Below are 24060 nucleotides of genomic sequence, written 5' to 3' on the forward strand. Positions count from 1 at the left end.
AGTACTGGGAGCCCTCTCGATCGAGAGGGCTCTTTGCAATTGGGCCGCGAGCCGCGGGCCTCAGCCGGCGCGCGTCAGGCCACGCCGCTCGAGCCAGGCCTTGATGATCTCGCCGATCTCGTCGACGTGGCGCTCTGCGACGAGGTGAAAGTGGGTGGCGTGGATCGTCTCGAAGTCGAGGTCGCCAAAGTGCTTGGGCCACGACTCGCGCGGGTGCAGGAAGGTCGGGTCCGAGCCGTCTTCGTAGTCGTAGCCGTCGACGGCGTGGACGAACAAGGTCGGGAGCTCGAGCTTGCCGAGGGCCAAGGAGGCGTACATCGAGACGTTGTTGTGCATCGCGGTGACCTCCTGGAGGAAGTTCTCCAGGGCGGCCTTCGACGAGTCGTATTGCATGTAGTAGCGCACGGTCCACAGCATGAACGCGGGCACGGCGTAGAGCGGCATCTCGTCGGGGTGGGGAGCGTCGAGCAGGATCAGCGCCTTGGCCGGGGTGCCCTCGGCCGCGAGCTGGGCGGCGATCTCGAAGGCCAGCCAGCCGCCGGAGGAGTAGCCGAGCAAGACGAGGTCCTTGTCGGCGAAGGCGCGCTGGACGTGCTCGACGTGCGGCCTGACCAGGTCCTCGCGCGCGGAGGGCAGGCGCTCGTCGGGGGCGTAGCCGGTGTTGGCGGCGGCCCACAGCTCGACGCGATCTCCCACGGCGTCGGCGAGGCGGGTGTACTGCAGGGGCGTGGACGGGACCGCGAGCGAGGGGGTGCAGTAGATCGCCAGCTCGCGCTCGTCGCGGGACAAGAAGAGCGGCTGGTGATCGTGCTCGCGCAGGGCCTGGCTCTGCTTGCGGATCTTGGCCAGGGTGCTCAGCAGGTTCCAAAATTCCTCGCTCTGGCGGGAGCGCAGGGCGTCGTGGAACATCTGCATGAAGCCGATGGCCGGGCCGGCGGCGGTCGGGCTGTAGCTGCGCCACTCTCGGATGTTGCCGAGGATCGAGCCGTCGTCGTCGCTGGCGTCGGCGCTCGCGGTCGTGGTGCGCACCTGCGCGGCGTAGTGCTGGGCGAGGGCGAGGGGGGTGGGGTGGGTGAAGAAGTCGGCGGTGTTGATGTGCAGCGCCAAGCTGGCCTGGAGGCGGTTGCGCAGCTCGACGGCCATGAGCGAGTCGAGGCCGAGCTCGCGGAAGGGGCGGTCGGGGGCGGCGTCCTCGGGGCGGGCGAGGCTCATGACGGCGGCGACCTCGTGCTGCAGGAGCGAGACCAGCACGGGGACGCGCTCTTGCTCGGTCATGCTCCCGAGCCGGGCGAGGGCGTTCGCGAAGGACGAGCGGGCTTCGTTGCTCGCGGCGCGCGGGGCCTCGCGGATCAGGTGGCGCAAGACCTGCGGCGCCCGGGTGCGCTCGCCGAGGCGGCTGGCGTCGAGGCGCAAGGGGACGAGGCTGGGGGCGGGGTGGGCGAGGGCGGCGTCGAAGAGGTGGCCGACCTCGAGGGCGGAGAGGGTCTGGACGCCGGCTTGGCGCAGCTTGGGATCGCCCGTCGGGCCGTCGGGATCGGCCCAGGGGCCCCAGGCGAGGCTGGTGGCCGGGAGGCCGAGGGCGCGCCGGTGGGCGCACAGGGCCGCCTGCCAGGTGTCGAGGCTGGCCCGCAGCGCGCGACGGGGCGCGCCCAGGGTGCCGCAGCTCGACGAGAGCAGCACGAAGTGGACGAGCGGCCGCGCGCGGGTCAGGGCGTCGAGGTGGGTGAGGGCCTCGACCCCGAGGCGGAAGGCCGCGGCCAGGTGATCGTCGATGGCCGACAGCGAGCTCGGTGGGAGCGGGGCGTCGCGGTGGACGAGGGCGGTGAGCGGGTGGGCTGGATCGATGGCGTCGAGCAGCTGCGCGAGGGCCTCGCGGGCACCGAGGTCACAGCGCGCGAGCGCGACCTCGGCACCGAGGTCGCGCAGGGCCTCGGCGAGGGCCTCGGCGGGGTGTGGGCCGACGCTGGTCTCGGCTGGAGCGTGGGCGGCCAGGAGCAGGTGGCGCGCGCCGTGCTCGCTCACGAGGCGCTTGGCGACCAGGGCCGCGAGGCCATCGAAGGCGCCGGTGATCAGCACGGTGCCCGCGGGGTCGAGGGGCGTGGCGGTCTCGAGGGCCTCCGAGGCCGAGGCGCCGTCGAGGCGAGGGGCGTAGGCCTGGCCGCGGCGCAGGGTCAGCTGGGGCTGCTCCGCGCCCACGAGCGCGGCGAGCAGCTCCGGATCGAGCTCGTCGACGTCGACGTCGATGTCGAGGATCTCGATCCGGCGCTCGGGGTGCTCGGTCTGGAGGCTGCGGACCAGGCCCCACACGCCGGCCGCGGCGAGGCCCTGGGGGTCGTCGTCGGCCGCGACCTGGAGCGCGCGACTCGTCAGCAGGCAGACGCGGGTGGCCGCGAAGCGCTCGTCGTCGAGCAGCGCCGCGAGGGCGCGGGCGACGACGCGGGTGAGCGCGAGGGGATCCGTGCTGGCGGGGTCCTCGGCGTCGGGGAGGGCCGAGAGCAGCAGGTGCTGCGGCGCCTCGCTCGCGGCGAGCAGGGACTCGAAGCTCGCGTAGTGGGCGACGCCTTCGAGGGCGAGCGGGCGGCCGGTGGTCAGCAGCGCGTCCGGTCGCGCGCGCTCGCTGCCCAGGGCGACCGGCTGCCAGCGCAGCTGACGTAGGTGGGGCAGGTGAGCCCGGGCGATGGTGTCCATGATGCTGGCGCTCGACATGGCGCGCAGCTGGATGTCGACGCGGGCGACCGGCTGACCGGCGGCGTCCACGGCCTGGACCGCGTAGCTGCCGGCGACGCTGGGGTGAGGGCGAAGGGTCACGCGCAGGGTCGAGGCGCCCGTCGCGAACAGCCGGGCGTTGGACCACGAGAAGGGCAGGTAGGCCTGGCCGTCTCGGCTGGCCTCGAGCATCGCCAGGGGGTGGAGGGCGGCGTCGAAGAGCGCGGGGTGGAGCAGGTAGTCGCCGGCCTGGCCGGCCTCGGGGCGCTCGGGCAGCTCGACCAGGGCGTGGAGCTGATCGCCGTCGCGCCAGGCCTCGCGCAGGCCCTCGAAGCTGGGCCCATAGCGGAAGCCTCGGGCCGCGCCGGCCGCGTAGAAGCCCTCGAGGGACAGGGCCTCGCCGGCGGGCGGCCAGTCGCGCAGGCCGTCGCTGGCGGCCGGGTCGAGCGTCGCGTTCGGGTCCGTGGCGGGGACGAGGCTGCCGGAGGCGTTGCGGACCCAGTCGTCGCCCACGCGAGCGTGGATGGCGAGGCGTCGGACGCCGGCCTCGTCGGGGCTGGCCACGGTCAGCTGGACGAAGATCGCCCGCGCGTCCTGGACGATCAGCGGCGCCTCGAGGGTGAGCTCTTCGAGGTCGAGCGCGCCGGTCTGGGCCTGGACCTGGACCTGGTCCGTGGCTGCGAGGGCGAGCTCGAGGAAGGCGGTCGCGGGGATCAGCGTGTGGCCGAACACCGCGTGCTCGCCCAACCACGCGGCCTTGGTGGGGTCGAGCTGGGCCGTGAACAGCAGGTCGCCGCTGGCCAGGGTGGTCGTGGCCACGAGCAGGGGGTGGTCGACCGGATCGAAGCCGGTGGCCGCGAGCGCGGTGTGCCCGGTCTGGGGCGGCGGCCAAAAGCGCTGGCGCTGGAAGGGGTAGGTGGGCAGCGCGATGGGTTTTGGGGCGGCCGCCTGCCACAGGGTTTCGATCGCGCAGGCGCAGCCGCGGTTGAGCAGCTCGCCCAGGGACAGCATCACGCGCTCGAGCTCGCCGTCCTCGCGGCGCAGCGTGGGCACGCTCAGGCCCTGGACGCCGGCGGCGTCGAAGATCCCCGCGAGCGCCACGGGCATGACCGGGTGGGGGCTGACCTCGACGAAGAAGCGGTGCCCCGAGCGGAGCAGGGCCGTGGTCGCGCCGGCGAAGGACACGGCCTGGCGCAGGTTTCGATACCAGTAGTCGGCGTCCATGGTCTCGCCGGCGACCCAGGCCTGGGTGACCGTGGACATGATCGGCGTCGCCGCGGGCTTGGGCTCGAGGCTGGCCAGGGCCGCGAGCAACTCGTCGCGGACGGACTCGATGTGCGCGCAGTGGGAGGCGTAGTCGACCTGGACCCGGCGCGCGAACACGTCCTCGGCCGCGAGCGCGGCCACGAGCTCGTCGACGGCGGCAGGATCACCCGAGACCACCGTGGAGGCCGGGCCGTTGTCGACGGCGAGGCTGAGTCGGTCGCCGTAGCCAGTGAGGCGAGGCGCGAGGGCCTCGGCCGAGAGGCCGGTGGCGGCCATGGCCCCGCTGCCAGCGAGCGAGGTGATCACCCGGCTGCGCAGCGCGACGATCTTGGCGGCGTCCTCGAGGCTCAGCGCGCCGGCGACACAGGCCGCGGCGATCTCACCTTGGGAGTGGCCGATGACCGCGTCGGGCTCGACCCCGAGGCTGCGCCACAGCGCGGCGAGGGCGACCATCATTGCGAAGAGCGCGGGCTGGACCACGTCGACGCGGGACAGCGCGGCGGCGCCGGGGCGGCCGTGGAGCACGTCGAGCAGCGACCAGTCGACGTGGGGGGCGAGGGCGCGATCGCAGGCCGCGATCGCGTCGGCGAACACCGGGGCGCTGGCGAGCAGGGACTTGGCCATGTCCGGCCACTGGGAGCCCTGGCCGGGGAAGACGAACACGACCTTGCCGGAGAGGTCGGCGCGCCCGGACACGAAGCGCGGCGCTGGCTCGCCGCGCTCGAGGGCGGTCAGGGTGTCGACGAGCTCCTGGGTCGAGCTGGCGATGACCGTGGCGCGCTGGCCGAGGTGCGTGCGCGTGGTGTGGAGCGCGGCGGCGAGCTCGGCGAGGGGGCGCTCGGGGGTGGCCGCGGCGAAGGCTCGCACGCGCTTGGCGTGCTCGTCGAGGGCGGCCGCGTCGTGGCCCGAGAGGCGCAGGGGCAGGGGATGTGCGTGGGCCGGGGTCGAGCCGACCGCCTGATCCTGAGCCTGATCCCGATCCCGAGCAGGAGCGAGCGGGGCCTCCTCGACGAGCACGTGGGCGTTGGTCCCCGAGATGCCGAAGGACGAGACCCCGGCCCGGCGCGGACGCTCGCCGCGTGGCCAGTCGACGGCCTCGCGCAGCACCGCGACCTCGTCCTCGTCCCAGTCGACGTGGGGCGAGAGGGTCTCGGCGTGGAGGGTCTTGGGCAGGCGCTCGTGCTGGAGCGAGAGGATCACCTTGATGATCCCCAGCACCCCGGCGGCGGCCTGGCTGTGGCCGATGTTGGACTTGAGCGTACCCAGGCGCAGCGGGGTGCCTGGCGGGCGTGCGCGGCCGTAGGTGGCCTGGAGCGCCTGGACCTCGATGGGGTCGCCGAGGCCGGTGCCGGTGCCGTGGGCTTCGACCGCGTCGACCTCGCTGGGCTCGAGCTTGGCCGAGGCGAGGGCCTGACGGATCACGCGCTGCTGCGAGGGGCCGTTGGGGGCGGTCAGGCCCTGGCTGCGCCCGTCTTGGTTGATCGCGGAGCCGGGGATCAGCGCGAGGATCGGGTGACCCTTGGCCTTGGCGTCGGACAGGCGCTCGAGCACGAGCACGCCGCCGCCCTCGGCCCAGCCGGCGCCGGCGGCCTGGTCGGAGAAGGCTCGGCAGCGGCCGTCGGGGGACAGGGCCTTGAGCCGGCTGAAGAGCACGAAGGGCTCGAGGGTGGCGTAGATCGTCGCGCCGCCGGTGAGCGCGAGGCTGCACTCACCGCGGCGCAGGGCCTGGCAGGCGAGGTGAGCGGCGACCAAGGAGGTGCTGCAGGCCGTGTCGACGCTCAGCGCCGGGCCCTCGAAGCCGAAGGTGTAGGCGATGCGCCCCGAGGCCACGCTCGAGGCGATCCCCAGGCCCTTGTAGCCGTCGCTGGCCTCCTGGATCGTCGGCCCGACGTGTTCGAAGTCGTGGTAGCAGACGCCCACGAACACGCCGGTGTCGCTGCCGCGCAGGCTCATGGGCGCCAGCTTGGCGCGCTCGAGAGCCTCCCAGGACAGCTCGAGCAGCAGCCTGTGCTGGGGGTCCATGGCCTCGGCCTCGCGCGGGCTGATGCCGAAGAGCGCGGCGTCGAATTTGTCGGTGCCGTCGAGGAAGCCGCCGCCGGTGGTGTAGTAGGCGCCTACGCGCTCGGGGTCGGGATCGTAGCGCTCGGCCACCGGCCAGCCGCGATCCTCGGGCAGCGGCGTGATCGCGTCGCGGCCCTCGTCGAGCAGCGCCCAGGCCTGCTCCGGGGTCTCGACGCCGCCGGGCATGCGACAGGCCATGGCGACCACGGCGATCGGCTCGCTCGCGGCGGCCGCGAGCTTCTTGTTTTGCTTGCGCAGGCGCTCGACCTCCTTGAGCGACGCGCGGAGGGCTTTGGTGACCTTGTCGTTTGCTTCTGTCATGGCGCAGTGAGGGGGCGGAGATCAGTCATCGTCGTCGTCGTCGTCGTCGTCGTCATCATCGCCCAGGGCGAGGGCGACGAGGTCGTCGAGGGACATGTCGTCGAGGGCCTCGCCCGCGTCGTCCTCACCTTCGGGCTCGTTCTCGGGGGCGGGCGCTTTGCCGGCGCTCGGGGCGAGGGCGAGGAGCTGGGTGAGCAGGCCCTGCGCACGCAGGGCGTCGAGGGGCAGGCGCGCGAGCAGCTCGCGGAGCTCGTCGTCGGACATCGCGCTCGCGTCCGCGTCGGGGCTGGTGCCCGGGGTGGTCGCGGCGGCGGTCGTGGGGGCCGCGTCGCGCAGGTCGAGCTTGTCGAGCAAGAAGCCGGCGATCTGCTCGGGAGTGGGATAGTCGAAGGTCAAGGTCGCCGGCAGCCGGGCGCCGCTGGCGTTTTGCAGCCGGTTGCGCAGCTCGACGGCCATCAGCGAGTCGAGGCCAAAGCCGCGCAGGGGCTGATCCGCGGGGATCGACGCGGGGTCGCCGAGGCCGAGGACCGTGGCGGCCTCGAGCTGGACGAGCTCGAGCAGCAGGCCCTCGCGCTCGCTGGGGTCGTGGGCGCGCAGCCGCTCGGCGAGCGAGACCGCTTCGGCCTGGCCGTGGGCGCTGGCCCGCCGGGGGGCGGCGCGGACCAGGCCACGGAAGATCGCGGGGAGCTCGTGGGCGCGCTGGCCGAGGGCCGCGAGGTCGAGGTGGACGGGGATCAGCACCGGGTCGGGGTGCGCGAGGCTGGTCGCGAGCAAGCTGGTGCCCTCGGCGAAGGACAGGGGCGGGAGACCCTGTCGCTTCATCCGCGCCCGGTCGGCGGCGGACAGGCGGGCGGCCATCCCTCCTTCTGCCCAGGGGCCCCAGGCCAGGCTGGTCGCGGGCAGGCCGAGGGCGTGGCGACGGGCGCAGAGCGTGTCGAGGTAGGCGTTGGCGGCCGCGTAGTTGGCCTGGGCGGCGGAGCCCATGGTCCCGGAGATCGACGAGAAGACCACGAAGTGGGCCAGGGGCTGGTCGCGGGTCAGCGCGTCGAGGTGAGCGATGGCGTCGACCTTGGGAGCGAAGGCCGTGGCCAGGCGCTCGCGGTCGAGGTCGAGGAGCATGCCGTCATCGAGCACGCCGGCGGCATGGATCAGGGCGGTCAGCGGGCGCTCGCTGGTGATCCGCTCCAACAGCGCGGCGATGGCCTCGCGCGCGGCGAGGTCACAGGCGGCGATCTCGACCGAGGCGCCGAGGGCCTCGAGCTCCGCCGTGAGCTCGGCGGCGCCCGGGGCATCGGGTCCGCGCCGCGAGGTCAGCACCAGGTGGCGGGCGCCCCAGCGCTCGACCAGCTGCCTGGCGGTCAGCGCTCCGAGGGCACCGGTGCCGCCGGTGATCAGCACCGCGCCCTCGGGGTCGATGGCGCGCGGGGCCTCGAGCACGACCTTGCCGATGTGCTTGGCCTGGCCGACGAAGCGGAAGGCCTCGGGCGCCCGGCGAAGATCCCAGATCTTGGTGGGCAGCGGCTCGAGGGCGCCGGACTCGAAGAGAGGCAAGAGCGCGAGCAGCATCTCCTGGATCCGCTCGGGCCCGGCGTCGATCAGATCGAAGTCCGTGTAGCGCACTCCGGGGTGCGCGGCGGCGACCTGCTCGGGATCGCGGACGTCGGTCTTGCCCATCTCCAAGAAGCGGCCGCCGCGGGGCAGCAGGCGCAAGGAGGCGTCGACGAACTCGTGGGCGAGGGCGTCGAGGACGACGTCGACCCCCTCGCCGCCGGTGGCAGCCATGAAGTCCTGCTCGAAGGCGAGGGTGCGCGAGTTCGAGATGTGCGCGTCGTCGAAGCCGAGCGCGCGCAGCGTGGGCCACTTGGGCGTGCTGCCGGTGCCGAAGACCTCGGCGCCGATGTGCCGGGCGAGCTGGGTCGCGGCCATGCCCACGCCGCCGGTCGCCGCGTGGATCAGCACGCGCTCGCCGGGCTGCAGGGCCGAGAGATCGGTGAAGGCGTAGTAGGCCGTGAGGAACACCAGCGGCACGGAGGCGGCCTGGGTGAAGCTCCAGCCGCGGGGGACCGGGGCGACGAGCTGGCGATCGATGATCGCGTGAGAGCCGAAGCCCGCGCGCAGCAGGCCGAACACCGCGGTGCCCACGGGCAGGTCGGTGACGTCGTCGGCGACGGCCTCGACCACGCCGGCGCCCTCGTAGCCGAGCGGGCCGGGGTCGCCGGGGTACATGCCCAGGGCGTTGAGCACGTCGCGGAAGTTGAGCCCCGTGGCGCGCACGCGGATGCGGACGTGACCCGGAGGCAGGGGATCGTCGAGGAGCTCGGAGGCGTCGACGAAGAGCAGGTTCTCGAGGGTCCCCTTGGCCGAGGAGTCGAGGTTCCAGGCCCGGGCCGCGGGCGGCGGGAGCAGCAGATCGGGGGCGCTCGCGGGGGCGAGGCGCGGGGCGAGCAGGGCCTCGCCGCGCGCGGCCAGCTGCGGCTCGTCGCTGGCCAGGGCCCTGGCGAGGCGCTCGCTGGCGGCGGGCTGGGCAAGCGCGGCGGCGTCGAGGTCGACGTCGAGGATCGCCAGCTCGCGGTCGGGGTGCTCGGCCTGGGCCGCGCGGAGCATGCCCCACAGCGGCGCGTGGGCGAGGTCGAAGGCCGCGCTTGGCGCTCGCGTGTCCTGCTCGGCGGCGGCCGCCGGCTCGGCGGCGGCCGCCAGCTCGGCGTATACGGCGTTGCGGGTCAGCAAGGTGACGCGGGCCTCCGCGAGGCGCTCGTCGGCGAGGACCTGCTTGAGGACCTCGAGGGCGGCCGCGCTGGCGTCGAGGGGGCTCTCGAGGCCGTCGTCGAGGGTCGAGATCAGCAGTCGCTGCGGGCTGCCGGCGGCGAGCAGTTCGTCGAGCGTGGCGTGGGCGCGCAGACCCAGGAGCCCGGGCGCGTCCGCACCCGCGTGCCGAGCCGTGACCAGCAGGGCGTCGGGGCGCCGAGCCTGGGCGGGCAGGGGCTGGGCGGTCCAGCGCAGCTGATACAGCGAGGTGGTCTGCGCGCGCGCGAGGGCGTTGCGGATGTCGGCGGGGGCGGCCGGGCGCGTCTGCAGGTGGGCGCTGGCCACGGTCTGACCGGTGGCATCGGCGATGTCGAGGGCCACGCCAGACTCGCCGGGGCGCAGGCGCACGCGCAAGTTGGCGGCGCCGGTGGCCATCAGCCGGGCGGCGGACCAGGCGAAGGGCAGCTCGACCTGCTCGGTGAGCTCGCCCTTGGCGAGGGCGAGCAGGTGCAGGGCCGAGTCGAGCGCGGCGGGGTGAAGGGCGAAGCCCTCGGCGTCGCCGCTGTCCTCGAGCTCGAGCTCGACCTCGGCGAAGAGCTGCTCCCCGAGGCGCCAGGCTCGACGCAGGCCGCGGAAGCTGGGCCCGTAGGCCAGGCCGATGTCGGCGAGGCGCTCGTAGAGCCCCTCGACCTCGATGACCTCGGCCTTCGCCGGCGGCCAGGTGCGCAGCTCGAAGTCGGCGGGGGCCTCGGTGGGGGCGCGCAGGCTCCCGGCGGCGTGGCGCAGCCAGCCAGCTTCGCCGCGGGAATGGATCGTGAGCACGCGGCGACCCTCGTCGTCGGGGGCCGCGATCGCCAGCTGGAGGTCGACGCCCTCACCGGCGCGCAGGACCAGCGGGGCCTCGAGCGAGAGCTCGTCGATGCTCGGCTCGCCGAGCTCGGCGGCGGCCGTGAGCGCGAGGTCCAAGAAGCCGGTGCCCGGGAAGAGCACGTGGTCGAAGACGACGTGGTCCGCGAGCCAGGGCGCGCGGGCGAGGTCGAGGCGGGCGGTCGCCAGCAGGCCACCGTCGGCGAGCTCGGTCAGGGCGCCGAGCAGGGGGTGCTCGCTCGCGCCGAGCCCGGCCGACGAGAGATCCCCAGCGCCGCGCGAGGCGGTCGCGAGCCAGTAGCGCGCGCGCTGGAAGGGGTAGGTGGGCAGGTCGAGGGCGCGCAGCGGGTGCGGAGCAAGCACGGCGCCCCAGTCGAGGGCGACGCCGTGGCAGTGCAGGGCGGCCAAGGCCTGGGCGAGGGCCTCGGGCTCGGGGAGGTCGCGGCGCAGCGAGGTCTGTAGGCGCAGCGCGGTGTCGCCGGCAGCGTCGCCGTCGTCGGACAGGCAGCCGGCGGCCATGGCCGAGAGCACGCCGTGGGGGCCGAGCTCGAGGGCCATGGTCACGCCGCGTTGCTCGAGCACGCGGACGCCGTCGACGAAGCGCACGGCGGCGCGGACGTGCTCGACCCAGTAGTCGGGCGAGGTCAGCTGCGCGTCGCTGGCCATGGTCCCCGTGACGTTGGAGACCAGCGGGATCACGGGCGGGCGCAGCTCGAGGCTGGAGACGATCGCCCGGAAGTCGTCGAGCATCGGCTCCATGCGCCGCGAGTGGAAGGCGTGGCTGACGGTGAGCCGGCGAGTCTTGCGACCCTGGGCCGCGAAGCGCTCGGCGAGCGCCACGGCCGGGGCCTCGTCGCCGGAGATCACCGTGGACATCGGCCCGTTGAGGCCGGCGAGGTCGACCCCGGGGTGCTCGGCGAGCGCGGCCTGGACCTCGTCCTCGGCGGCCTGGATCGAGATCATGGCGCCGCCCTCGGGGAGGGCCTGCATCAGCCGACCGCGGGCGGCGACCAGGGTGCAGGCGTCGTCGAGGGAGAACACGCCGGCGACGTGGGCCGCGACGATCTCCCCGATCGAGTGGCCGAGCAGGAGCGCGGGGACGAGGCCCCAGGACTCGAGCAGGCGGAAGAGCGCGAGCTCGAGGGCGAAGAGCGCGGGCTGGGTGTAGGCCGTGCGGTCGAGGGCGTCGGACTCGGCGGCGAAGATCACCTCGCGCAGAGGGGTCTCGAGGTGGCGGTCGAAGGCCGCGCAGATCTCCGTGAAGGCGCGCTCGAACTCGGGGTAGGCCGCGGACAGCTCGCGGCCCATGCCGACGCGCTGGGCACCTTGACCGGTGAAGAGCAGCGCGAGCTTGGGGTCGGCGTGGGCGAGGCTGGAGGTGGGCTCGGCGCTCAGGCCTGCGAGCAGCTGCGCGCGGGTGCTCGCGACCACGGCCGCGCGGCGCTCGAAGTGCGAGCGCGCCTGGAGCAGGGCGTGGGCGAGGTCGTCGAGGGGGAGCTCGGGGTGCGCGTCGAGGTGCGCGCGCAGGTGGGCGAGCTGCTCGGCCAAGGCGGCGTCGTTGCGCGCGCTGAGCACGAAGGGCAGGGGGCGCTCGAGTGTGTCAGCGGGGACCTGGGCTCGGGCGGGTTCGCTGGCGGGCTCGCGGGTGGGCGCCTGCTCGAGGATCACGTGGGCGTTGGTCCCCGAGAGCCCAAAGGCCGAGACGCCGGCGCGCCGCGGGGCACCGCGCGAGGGCCACGGCCGGCGGGCGTCGACGACCTCGACGGCCATCGCGTCCCAGTCGATGTGCGGGTTGCGGGGCTGAGCGTGCAGCGTCGCGGGCACCTCGGCGTGGTGCATGGCCGCGAGCACCTTGGCGACGCCGGCGAGGCCGGAGGCCGACTCGAGGTGGCCGATGTTGGTCTTGATCGCGCCGAGCAGCAGCGGGCGCTCGGCGGGGCGATCCTCGCCATAGACGGCGGCCAGGGCCTGGACCTCGATGGGGTCGCCCAGGGAGGTGCCGGTGCCGTGGCACTCGACGAGGTCGACCTCGGCGGGGCTCAGGCCGGCCGCGTCCAGGGCGGCGCGGAGGACCTTTTGCTGCGCGGGTCCGTTGGGCGCCGTGATCCCGCTGCTCGCACCGTCGTGGTTGACGGCGGTCCCGCGGATCAGCCCGAGCACGGGGCGCCCGGCGGCCTCGGCCGCGGACAGGCGCTGGAGCGCGAGCACGACCACGCCCTCGCCGCGCCCGTAGCCGTCGGCGTTCTCGGAGAAGGTCTTGCAGCGCCCGTCGGGGGCGAGGGCCCGGGTCCGCGAGAGGGCGATGAAGCTGTCGGGGGCGGAGATCACCTGGACGCCGCCGACCAGGGCGAGGCTGCACTCGTCGGCCTGGAGCGATTGGCAGGCGAGGTGCAGGGCGACCAGCGAGGACGAGCAAGCCGTGTCCACGGACAGGGCCGGACCCTGGAGGCCCAAGGTGAAGGCGACACGCCCGGCCGCGAAGGACATGTGCGTGCCGAGCAAGCTGTAGGCGTCGCCCTCGCTGAGCCCGTGCTGCATGGCGTAGTCGCTGGGCCCGATGCCGACGAACACGCCGGTCTGAGAGTCGAGCAAGCGCGCAGGCACGACGCCCGCGTGCTCGAGGGCCTCCCAGCTGGCCTCGAGCAGCAGCCGGTGCTGGGGATCGATGGCCGCGGCCTCGCGCGGGCTGATGTTGAAGAAGGTCGGGTCGAAGCGATCGACGCGATCGAGCAGCCCCGCCGCGCGGGCGTAGGTCTTGCCCATGACCTCGGGATCGGGGTCGTAGTAGGCGTCGACGTCCCAGCGCGAGGCGGGGATCGGCGCGACGGCGTCGGTCTCGGCGCAGAGCATGGCCCACAGGCTGTCGAGATCGTCGACCCCGCCGGGCAGGCGCAGGCCGACGCCGACGACGGCGATCGGATCCTCGGCCACGGCCGGCTCGCGGGCGTCTGCCTTGGCGGGGTCGCGGGGGGCCTCGGCCGCCTGGACGAAGAGCCGAGTCTCGAGCATGCGAGCGAGGCGCTCGCCGTTCGGGTAGTCGAAGGCCAAGGTCGCCGGAAGGCGCAGGCCGGTCTCTCGCTGGAGGCGCTGGCGGAACTCCACGGCCATGAGCGAGTCGAGGCCGAGGTCGGAGAAGCCGGTGCGCGGGGACAGGCTGCCGGGATCCTCGACGCCGAGGATCTTGGCGAGCTGGCCGAGCACGAGGGCGATGAGCCGGCGCAGGCGCTCGGCCTCGGGGAGCTCGCGCAGCGCGGCCACGCCCGCGGCGAGGGGGGAGCCCGCGCGCTCGGGGCCGCTGGCGGGCGTGTCTTCGTCTTGCTGGGGCTGGAGCTCGTCGAGCAGCGGGCGCGGGCGGGCGGCGGCGTAGGCCGGAGCGAAGCGCTCCCAGTCGATGTCGACCACGGTCACCTGGCTGCGTCCGTCCTCGAGCACGGCCTGGAGCGCCGCGAGGGTCTGCGCGGGCGAGATGGCCCGCAGGCCGCGGCGACCGAGGTGGCGCATGGCCTCTTCGTCGGCCATGCCGCCGCCGCCGAGGGGGCCCCAGGCGAGGGCGGTCGCCGGGAGCTCGCGGCCGGCGCGGTGCAGGGCGAGGGCGTCGAGGTAGGCGTTGCCCGAGGAGTACGCGGCCTGGTCTCCGCTGCCCCACACGCCAGAGATCGACGAGAAGTAGACCATGGCGTCGAGCTCGAGCGCCTCGTGTTCGCTCAGCACTCGCGCGCCGACGACCTTACCGGCGACGGTCTCGGCCAGGGTCTGGGGATCGAGCTGGACGAGGGGCGTGAACGCGCCGGCGACCCCGGCGGCGTGGAAGACCGAGCGCAGGGGGGGCTCGCTGGTCTGGAGCTCGGTGAGCAGCGCGGACAAGGCCGCGGCGTCGGCCGTGTCACAGGCGACGACGCTGACCCGAGGACCGAGGGCCTCGAGCTCGGCGACGAGCTCGGCGGCGCCGGGGGACTGCGGCCCGCGGCGGCTGGTCAGCACGATGCGCTCGACGCCGCGCTCGGCGAGCCAGCGGGCGACCTTGGAGCCGAGGGCGCCCGTGCCCCCGGTGATCAGCGCGGTCCCGCGGGCCACGAAGCTGCGCGAGCCGGGGCTGCGGAGGTCGGGGGCGACGCGGCGAGCGAACAGGCCGGTGTCGCGCAGGGCGAGCTGAGCCTCGTAGTCGTCGCGCTCGGTGGCCGCGACGACGCGCGAGGCGAAGGCGGCGAGCTGGCTCGCGCCCTCGGGGAGCGCGGCGAGGGCGGGGAGATCGAGCAGCCCGATCTGCCGCTTGGGCAGCTCGAGGGAGGCGACCTGAGCCAGGCCCCAGGTCATGGCCTGGAGCGGATGGGCGAGGGGATCCGCGGCGCCGGTCGAGGTCGCGCCGGCGGTCAGCAGCCACAGGTCGGCGCGCGCGTCGAGATCCTCGACGGCCTGGAGCAGCGCGAGGTTGCCGGCCAGGCCCGAGGGGATCGCGGCCTGCCCGGGGCAGGGGCGTTGGTCGAGGGCGAGCAGCGAGAACAGGCGCGCGTGCTCGCGGCCCTCGAGCAGCCCGCGCAGGCGCTCGGCGACGGCCTCGCGCGAGCTCCCTGCGTCGAGCTGGAGGCGGTGCGCGGCGTCGCCGAGGGCGTCGAGCAAGGGGGCGAGGGCCGGGTCGGCGGCGCTCGCCGAGGACAGCAGGACCAGCGGTGGCTCGCCGCCTTCGCGGCCGGAGGACTCGGGCAGCGGGCGCCACTTCGTGACGTACCGCCAGCCGTCGATGGTCGAGCGCTCGCGTTGGTTGCGACGCCAGGCGCTCAGGGCCGGGAGCGCGGCTCGCAGGGCCTCGCCCTTGGACGCGTCGGTGTCGAGCAGCGCCGAGAGAGCCGCGTCGTCGCTGGACTCGACCGCCGTCCAAAACGCCTGCTCGCTCGGGTCGAGCGCCGCGCTCGCGGTCCCTGTCTGGGCGCCGGCCTCGGCCTTGGGCCAAAAGCGGTGGCGCTGGAAGGGGTAGGCCGGCAAGTCGACGATCTGCGGGTCGATGGGACCGAGGATCGCGGCCCAGTCGAGGGCGACGCCGCTGGCATGCAGGGCGCCCAGGCAGGCCGCGAGGGCCTCGTCCTCGGGCAGGTCGCGGCGCAAGGCCGGCGGCAGGATCGTCAGGGCGAGCTCGCCCTCGTCGTCCTCGCGGGACAGGCAGCCGGCGGCCATGGCCGAGAGCACGCCGTGGGGCCCGAGCTCGAGGGCGAGCTCGATGCCCTGGGTCTCGAGCTCGCGGACGCCGTCGAGGAAGCGCACGGCGTGGCGGACGTGGCGGGCCCAGTAGTCGGGATCGCACAGCGCCTCGGGGCTGGCGAGCTTGCCCGTGAGGTTGGAGACGATCGGAATCGAGGGGGCCGAGCGCGCGAGAGAGCCGACGAGCTCGCGGAACTCGTCGAGCATCGGGGCCATGCGCTGGGAGTGGAAGGCGTGGCTGACGGTCAGCCGCCGGGTCTTGCGGCCGAGACCTTCGAAGTGGGCGGCGACGGCCAGGGCGGGCTGCTCGTCGCCCGAGATGACCGTGGACATCGGCCCGTTGAGGCCGGCGATGTCGACCCCGGGGTGTTGGTCGAGCACGGGACGCAGCTCGTCCTCGCTGGCCTGGATCGAGATCATGGCGCCGCCCTCGGGCAGCGCCTGCATCAGGCGGCCGCGGGCGGCGACGAGCTTGCAGGCGTCGTCGAGGGAGAACACGCCGGCGACGTGGGCGGCGACGAGCTCGCCGATGGAGTGGCCGAGGAGCAGCGCCGCCTCGACGCCCCAGGACTCGAGCAGGCGATAGAGCGCGAGCTCGACGGCGAAGAGCGCGGGCTGGGTATAGGCGGTCTGATCGAGGCGCTGGGCGAGCTCGGAGCCCTCGGCGGCGAACACCACCTCGCGCAGGGGCGTGGGCAGCAGGGCGTCGAAGCGAGCGAAGAGCGAGTCGAGGCGCTCGGCGAAGGCCGGGTAGGCCTTGGCGAGCTGGCGGCCCATGGCCAGGCGTTGAGCGCCCTGACCCGTGAACAGCACGGCCAGCTTGGGACCGCTGCGGCTGGTGAAGGGCGCGAGCTCGGGCGGCGCCTGCTCGCCGCCGAGGCGGGCGAGCAGCTGCGCGCGCGAGCTTGCGACGATCGCCGCGCGGCGAGGGAGCTGCGCGCGGGTCGAGAGCAGGGAGAAGGCGAGGTCGGCGAGACGCAGCTCGGGGTGGGTCTCGACGTGGGCGCGCAGGCGGACGGCCTGCTCGCGCAAGGCCGCGTCGTCGTGGGCGCTGAGCATCAGCGGCAGCGCGGGCGAGGCGGCGGGCTCGGGTCGCAGGGACTCGGCCGTGTCCTGGGCGGGCGCCTGCTCGAGGATCACGTGGGCGTTGGTGCCCGAGATGCCAAAGGAGGACACGGCCGCGCGGCGCGGTCGAGCGAGCTGCGGCCAGGGGCGGGCCTGATCGAGCAGCGCCACGCCACCGCCGCGCCACTCGATGTGCGCGGAGGGCTGCTCGGCGTGGAGGCTGCGCGGGAGCGTGCCGTGCTCGAGGGCCAGCACGGCCTTGATCACGCCGGCGACGCCGGCGGCCGCCTGGGCGTGGCCGATGTTCGACTTGAGCGAGCCCAGCCACAGCGGGGCGTCGTCGCCGTGGGCGCGGCCGTAGGTGGCCTGGAGGGCCTGGGCCTCGATGGGATCTCCGAGGGGGGTGCCGGTGCCGTGGGCCTCGACGAGGTCGACGTCGGCGGGCCCGAGCCTGGCGTCGGCGAGCGCGGCTTTGATCACGCGCTGCTGGGCGGGCCCGTTGGGGGCGGTCAGGCCCTGGCTGCGCCCGTCCTGGTTGATGGCCGAGCCGCGGACGATCGCGAGCACGCGGTGGCCCTTGGCGGTGGCGTCGGACAGGCGCTCGAGCACGAGCAGGCCGGCGCCCTCGGACCAGCCGGCGCCGTCGGCCTGGTCCGAGAAGGGCTTGCAGCGGCCGTCGGGGGCCAGGGTCTTGAGGCGGGAGAAGGTGAGGTAGGGGTCGAGGGTGGCGAAGACCGTGGCGCCGCCGGCGAGGGCGAGGTCGCACTCGCGGCGCTGGAGGGCGCGGGCGGCCAGGTGCAAGGTGACCAGGGAGGTGGAGCAGGCGGTGTCGACGGTGATCGCGGGGCCCTGGAGGCCGAGGGCGTAGGCGATGCGGCCGGAGGCGACGGAGTCGATGTTGCCGAGGGTTGGGTAGCCGTCCTCGGCGTGCTCGGGATCCGGGAGCAGGCGGCGATAGTCGTCGTAGCAGACGCCGACGAACACGCCGGACAGGGAGTCGCGGAGCGAGGCGGGGTCGATGCGGGCGCGCTCGAGGGACTCCCAGGCGAGCTCGAGGAGGAGGCGCTGCTGGGGATCGAGGGCGATGGCCTCGCGCGGGCTGATGCCGAAGAAGGCGGGGTCGAAGCGGTCGTGGTGATCGATGAAGCCGCCGCCGCGGGTCGCGAGGGTGCCGGGTCGGTCGGCGGCGGGATCGAAGCGGGCGTCCGCGTCCCAGCCGCGCTCGGCGGGGAAGGGGGAGATGGCGTCGACCTCGTCGACGAGGAGCTGCCACAGCTGCTCGGGTGACTCGACGTGGCCGGGGAGGCGACAGGCCATGGACACGATCGCGATGGCGTCGTCGTCGACCGAGGCGCTCGCGGTGATCGCCTTGGTCGGCCGGCTCGGCGCGCTGGCGCTGGCGCTCGGGCTACTCACGAGGCTCTCTTCGAGCCCGTCCCGGAGCATCCGCGCGAGCTCGTTGGCCGTGGGGTAGTCGAAGAGCAAGGTCGCCGGCAGACGCAGCTGCGTGGCCTTTTGCAGGCGCCCGCGCAGCTCGACGGCCATCAGCGAGTCGAGGCCGAGCTCCTGGAGCGGGCGGTCGGCGGGGATCGAAGACGCGCTCGCGCCGAGCACGACACCGGCCTCGCCGAGGACGAGCTCGAGGAGCACGCGCTCGCGCTCGTCGGCGGAGCGCGGGGCCAGGCGAGTCAGGAGCTCCGAGCCCGCTGCGCCCGAGGACGCGGCCTCGCCGGCGCTGCGCCGCGGCGCCCGGCGGACGAGGCCACGCAGCGTGGGGTGCAGGGGATCGTCGCTGGCCGCGAGCGCGCGCACGTCGAGGGGCGCCGCGACCAGGGCGGCCTCGCGGCGGCGCAGGGACTCGTCGAGCAGGGCGAGGCCGTCGGCCACGGCGAGCTGGCGGAGGCCGCGACGGCGCAGGCGCTGGCGGTCCGCCTCGGACAGGCGCGCGGCCATGCCACCTTGGGCCCAGGGTCCCCAGGCCAGGCTGATCCCCGCCAGGCCGCGGGCGCGACGATCTTCGGCGAGGGCGTCGAGGAAGGCGTTGGCGGCCGCGTAGTTGGCCTGGCCGGGGTTGCCGAGGGTGCCGACCACCGAGGAGAAGAGCACGAAGGCCGCGAGCTCGAGCTCGGCGGTCAGCTCGTCGAGGTTGCGCGCGGCGGGGACCTTGGCCGCGAACACCCGGGCGAGCTTGTCGGCGTCGAGGGACTCGAGGGTGCTGTCCTCGAGCACGCCGGCGGTGTGGAAGACGGCGGTCAGCGGGCGCTCGGCCGGGATTGCGGCGAGCAGCGCGGCCAGGGCCTGGCGATCGCTGACGTCACAGGCGACGAGCTCGACGCGGGCGCCCGCGTCCTCGAGGCGCGCGCGCAGCTCGGCGGCAGCGGGCGCGTCGGGGCCACGGCGCGAGACCAGCAGCAGGTTGCGCAGGCCATGGTGCTCGACGAGGTGCTCGGCGACCAGGGCCCCGAGCGCGCCGGAGCCCCCGGTGATCAGCGCCGTGCCCCGGGGATCGAGGGCGCGCGGGAACTCGAGCACGACCTTGCCGATGTGCTTGGCCTGGCCCAGGAAGCGCAGGGCCTCGGGGGCCTCGCGGATATCCCAGCTGCGCAGCGGCAGCGGCTCGAGGGCGCCGCGCTCGAAGAGCGCGAGCAGCTCGCGGAGCATGGCCTGGATGCGCGCGGCGTCGACCTGCAAGAGGTCGAAGGCCTGGTAGGCGACGCCGGTGTGGTCGGCCGCGACCTGCTCGGGATCGCGGACGTCGGTCTTGCCCATCTCCAGGAAGCGGCCGCCGCGGGGCAGCAGGCGCAAGGAGGCGTCGACGAAGTCGCCAGCGAGGCTGTCGAGGACCACGTCGACCCCCGCGCCTTCGGTGGTGGCCATGACCGCGGCCTCGAACTCGAGGGTGCGCGAGTTGGCGATGTGCGCGTCGTCGAAGCCGAGCGCGCGCAGGGTCGCCCACTTGGGCTCGCTGGCCGTGGCGAAGACCTCGGCGCCGAGGTGGCGGGCGAGCTGGGTCGCGGCCATGCCCACGCCGCCGGTCGCCGCGTGGATCAAGATCCGCTCGCCCGCGCGCAGCGAGCCGAGCTCGACCAGGGCGTAGTAGGCGGTCAGGTAGACGGCCGGGGTCGCGGCGGCCTGCGCCATGGTCCAGCCGGCGGGTAGCGGCGCGAGCCAGCGGCGATCGGCGACGGCGATCGACGAGAACGCGCCGGGGAACATGCCCATGACGCGGTCCCCCGGGCGCAGGTCCTCGACCGCCGCGCCGACCTCGAGGACCACGCCGGCGCCCTCGAGGCCGAGCGGCCCGGCCTCGCCGGGGTACATGCCCAAGGTGTTGAGCACGTCGCGAAAATTGAGGCCAGCGGCCTGCACGGCCACGCGGACCTCGAGGGCTCCGAGGGCGGCCTCGCCCGCGGGGTTGGGCACCAGGGCCACGCCGTCGAGGGCGCCCTTGTTGGTGATCGCCAGCTGCCAGGCGCGGGCCGGGGGGATCGCCAGCCCCTCGGCGGGGGCGCGGACCAGGCGAGGCTCGAGGCTCTGACCGTCGCGCAGGGCGAGCTGGTGGGCGCCGCTGGCGAGGGGCTCGAGCGAGGAGAGATCGAGGCTGACCGCGTCGCCGGTGCCCTGTTCGGCGTCGAGATCGACGATGCTCAGGCGGACATCGCCGAGCTCGACCTGGGCGCTGCGGACCAGCCCCCAAAGCGGGGCCGCGGCGAGGTCGAGCTCGGGCTGGGTCTGGGTCTCGTCAGTGACGACGGCGCCCCGGGTCACGAAGATCAGCGCGCTCTCGCCGAGGGCGTCCTCGGACTGCCAGCGCTGGATCAGCGCGAGCGCGGCCTCGCTGAGCGCGAGCGGGTCGTCGCCGGCGTCGATGAAGCTGGCGAGGATCACCGCCGGGGCCTCGCCCTGGGTCAGCGCCGCGTCGAGGTTGGCGAAGCGCGGGAGCGTGTCCGGCGAGGCGCTCAGCGGCGCGCCGGGCCCGAGCTGGATCCACCGGCCCGCGCTCGCGCCCGCGGCCTGCTCGGCCGGGACCCAGCGCAGGCGATGAAATTGCTCTGCGCTGCTGCGCGCCGAGGCGTCGAGCTCGTGGCTGGACACGGGGCGGGTGGCGAGGCGATCGATGGTCGCGAGCCGCTCGCCCAGGCCGTCGGCGAGGGTCAGCGAGACCGAGCCGTCGTCGTGGTGATCCAGGCGCGCGCGCAAGCTCGTCGCGCCGGCCACGGCGAAGTGGACCCCGGACCAGGCGAAGGGCAGCGGCACCTTGCCCGCGGGCAAGCGCTCGTCGAGGGCGAGGACATGCAGCGCGGCGTCGAGCAGCGCGGGGTGCAGCAGGTAGCGCTCGGCTCCGGGCCAGGCCGGCTCGGGCAGCTGGACCTCGACGAAGCTCTGCGTCCCGTCTTGGCTGCGCCAGGCCGAACGCAGGCCGCGAAATTGCGGGCCATAGGCGAGGCCGGCCGCGGCCAGCGTGGGGTAGGCCTCGTCGAGGGGGAGAGCCTCGGCGCCCGCGGGCGGCCAGCTGCTCAGGCTCGGGTCGCTCGCGCGCGTCGAGCTGGCGGTCGACAGCGCCAGCAGGCCGCGGGCGTGGCAGATCCAGCCGCGCTGGGGATCATCGTCGTCCTCGCGCGAGTGGATCGTGAGCTCTCGGCGCCCGCGCTCGTCGGGCTCGCCCACGTAGATCTGCACGGCCACGCTGGTGTCCTCGCCGAGCTCGAGGGGGGCCTCCAAGGTCAGCTCCTCGAGGGTGTCGAGGCCGAGGCGGAGCCCCGCCGCGCAGGCGAACTCCACGAACGCGGTGCCGGGCACGATCGCCCGACCAAAGACCACGTGATCCGCCAGCCACGGCTGCGCCGCGAAGGACAAGCTGCCGGTCAGCAGCAGCGCGTCGTGCTCGGCGACGGCCAGGGCGGCGCCGAGCACCGGGTGTTCGGCGCTGCGCAGGCCAGCGGCCCCGAGGTCCAAGCTGCGCTCGATGGCCTCGGGCCAGTGGCGGTGGCGCTGGAAGGGGTAGGCCGGTAGATCGACGACCTGGGGGCTGAAGGGCTCGAGCAGCGCGCCCCAGTTGATCGCAACGCCACTGGCATGCAGCGCGCCCAGGCAGGCCGCGAAGGCCTCGTCCTCGGGCAGCTCGCGGCGCAGCGCCGGAGGCAGGATCGCCAGGGTGCTGGCGTCGGACAGGCAGCCGGCGGCCATGGCCGAGAGCACGCCGTGGGGTCCGAGCTCGAGGCAGAGCTCGACGCCCTGGGCCTCGAGTTCGCGGACGCCGTCGAGGAAGCGCACGGCGTGGCGGACGTGGCGAGCCCAGTAGTCGGGATCGCACAGCGCCTCGGCGCTGGCGAGCTTACCCGTGAGGTTGGAGATCACGGGTATCTTGGGCGGATGCAGCTCGAAGCTGGCGACGAGCTTGCGGAACTCGTCGAGCATCGGGGCCATGCGCTGGGAGTGAAAGGCGTGGCTGACGGTCAGCCGCCGGGTCTTGCGGCCGAGACCTTCGAAGTGGGCGGCGACGGCCAGGGCGGGCTGCTCGTCGCCCGAGACGACCGTGGACATCGGCCCGTTGAGGCCGGCGATGTCGACCCCGGGGTGTTGATCGAGCACGGGACGCAGCTCGTCCTCGCTGGCCTGGATCGAGATCATGGCGCCGCCCTCGGGCAGCGCCTGCATCAGGCGGCCGCGGGCGGCGACGAGCTTGCAGGCGTCGTCGAGGGAGAACACGCCGGCGACGTGGGCCGCGACGAGCTCACCGATGGAGTGACCGAGGAGCAGCTCGGGCTCGACGCCCAGGACCGAGAGCATGCGGTAGAGCGCGAGTTCGATGGCGAAGAGCGCGGGCTGGGTGAAGGCGGTCTGATCGAGGCGCTGGGCGAGCTCGGAGCCCTCGGCGGCGAACACCACCTCGCGCAGGGGCGTGGGCAGCAGGGCGTCGAAGCGAGCGAAGAGCGAGTCGAGGAGCTTGGCGAAGGCCGGGTAGGCCTTGGCGAGCTGGCGGCCCATGGCCAGGCGCTGAGCGCCCTGACCCGTGAACAGCAAGGCGAGCTTGGGGGCGATCCGAGCCGGCCGCGGCGTGGGCGGAGCGTGCTCGGGGGCGAGGCGCTCGAGCAGCTGCTCGCGCGAGCGTGCGACGATCGTCGCGCGTCGGGGCAGCTGCGCGCGGGTGGTGAGCAGCGAGTGGGCGAGGTCGGCGAGGCGCAGCTCGGGGTGAGCCTCGACGTGGGCGCGCAGGCGGGTGGCCTGCTCGCGCAAGGCCGCGTCGTCGTGGGCGCTGAGCATCAAGGCCAGCGCGCGCGTCGGCGCCTTGGCGGGGGCGGGCGCCGGCTGATCCTGCTCGGGCGCCGGCGCCTCCTGGAGGATCACGTGGGCGTTGGTGCCCGAGATGCCAAAGGAGGACACGGCCGCGCGCCGCGGCGTCTCGCCGCGCGCCCAGGGCTGGTTGGTCTGGAGCAGCTGGACCGTGCCCGCGCTCCAGTCGATCTGCGCCGAAGGTGACTCGCTGTGCAGCGATCGCGGCAGCCGCTCGTGCTCGAGGGCGAGGATCATCTTCATCACGCCCGCGACCCCGGCCGCGCCCTGGGTGTGGCCGATGTTCGACTTGATCGATCCCAACCACAGCGGGCGCTCGGGGCTGTGCGCTCGACCGTAGGTGGAGATCAGCGCCTGAGCCTCGATCGGATCGCCGAGCTTGGTGCCCGTGCCGTGGGCCTCGACAACGTCGACGTCCTTGGCCTCGAGCTGCGCGTCGGCGAGCGCCGCCTGGATCACCCGCCGCTGGGCGGGCCCGTTGGGCGCCGTCAGCCCCTGGCTGCGCCCGTCCTGGTTGACGGCCGTACCCGCGACCAGAGCCAGGACCCGGTGACCCTTGGCCTTGGCATCGGACAGGCGCTCGAGCACGAGCACGCCGGCGCCCTCGGCCCAGCCGGCCCCGTCGGCCTGGTCGGAGAAGGCCTTGCAGCGACCGTCGGCGGACAGGGTCTTGAGGCGAGAGAACGCGACGATCGGCTCGGGCGTCGAGAACAGCGTCGCGCCCCCGGCCAGGGCGAGCTCGCACTCACCACGGCGCAGCGCCTGGCAAGCCAGGTGGATCGTCACCAGCGAAGTCGAGCAGGCCGTGTCCACCGTCACCGCAGGGCCCTGGAGCCCGAGCGTGTAGGCGATGCGCCCCGAGGCCACGCTGTAGAGATTGCCCAGGGTCCCGTAGCCGTCCTCGGCGACATCGGCCGAGGGCAGCAGCTGGGCGAAGTCGTCGTAACAGACCCCGACATAGACCCCCGTGCGGCTCTCGTAGATCGACTCGGGCACGATCCGCGCGTGCTCGAGCGCCTCCCAGCTCAGCTCGAGCAGCGCCCGCTGCTGCGGGTCGATACCCGCGGCCTCGCGTGGGCTGATGCCAAAGAAGGGCGCATCGAAGCCCGCCGGGTGGTCGATGAACCCGCCGCCGCGGGTGTAGGTCGTGCCCACGTGATCGGGATCGGGATCGTAGAGGCGCTTCACCTCCCAGCCGCGGTCCTCGGGCAGGGGCGAGATGGCGTCCACACCACCGTCCAGCAGCGACCACAGCTGCGCCGGATCGCGGACTTCGCCGGGCAGCCGGCAGGACATGCCGACGATCGCAATTGGCTCGTGCTGACGCGCCTCGAGCTCCTGCAGCTTCAGCTTGGTTTGGCGCAGCGCCGAGGTGGCGCGTTCGAGGTAGGCACGGAGCTTCTGGTCGCTCGTATGTTCGCTCACGAACTCAATCCTTCGTCCGCTCGGGACCATGTACCTGGTCCCCGTTCGGACCTGATGCGTGGTGTGCTCGCACCCTAGGTCCTCACTGGAGCGGGTCCAGAATAGCGGATGCAAAGC

General features: G+C 74.2%; 2 protein-coding genes. Both read right to left on the minus strand.

The annotated features are described in order from the left end of the window. Window positions 1-60: 60 nt before the first annotated feature. On the minus strand, window positions 61-6354 hold the full coding sequence (locus G6O69_RS18340) for a type I polyketide synthase (RefSeq protein ID WP_172304797.1): 6294 nt from the start codon (window positions 6352-6354) through the stop codon (window positions 61-63). A gap of 21 nt (window positions 6355-6375) precedes the next feature. Beyond that, the gene (locus tag G6O69_RS18345; protein WP_172304798.1) at window positions 6376-23943 is read right to left on the minus strand and encodes a type I polyketide synthase; all 17568 of its coding nucleotides are present in this window, start codon (window positions 23941-23943) and stop codon (window positions 6376-6378) included. Window positions 23944-24060 lie beyond the last annotated feature (117 nt).

This window comes from Pseudenhygromyxa sp. WMMC2535 (genome assembly GCF_011083025.2).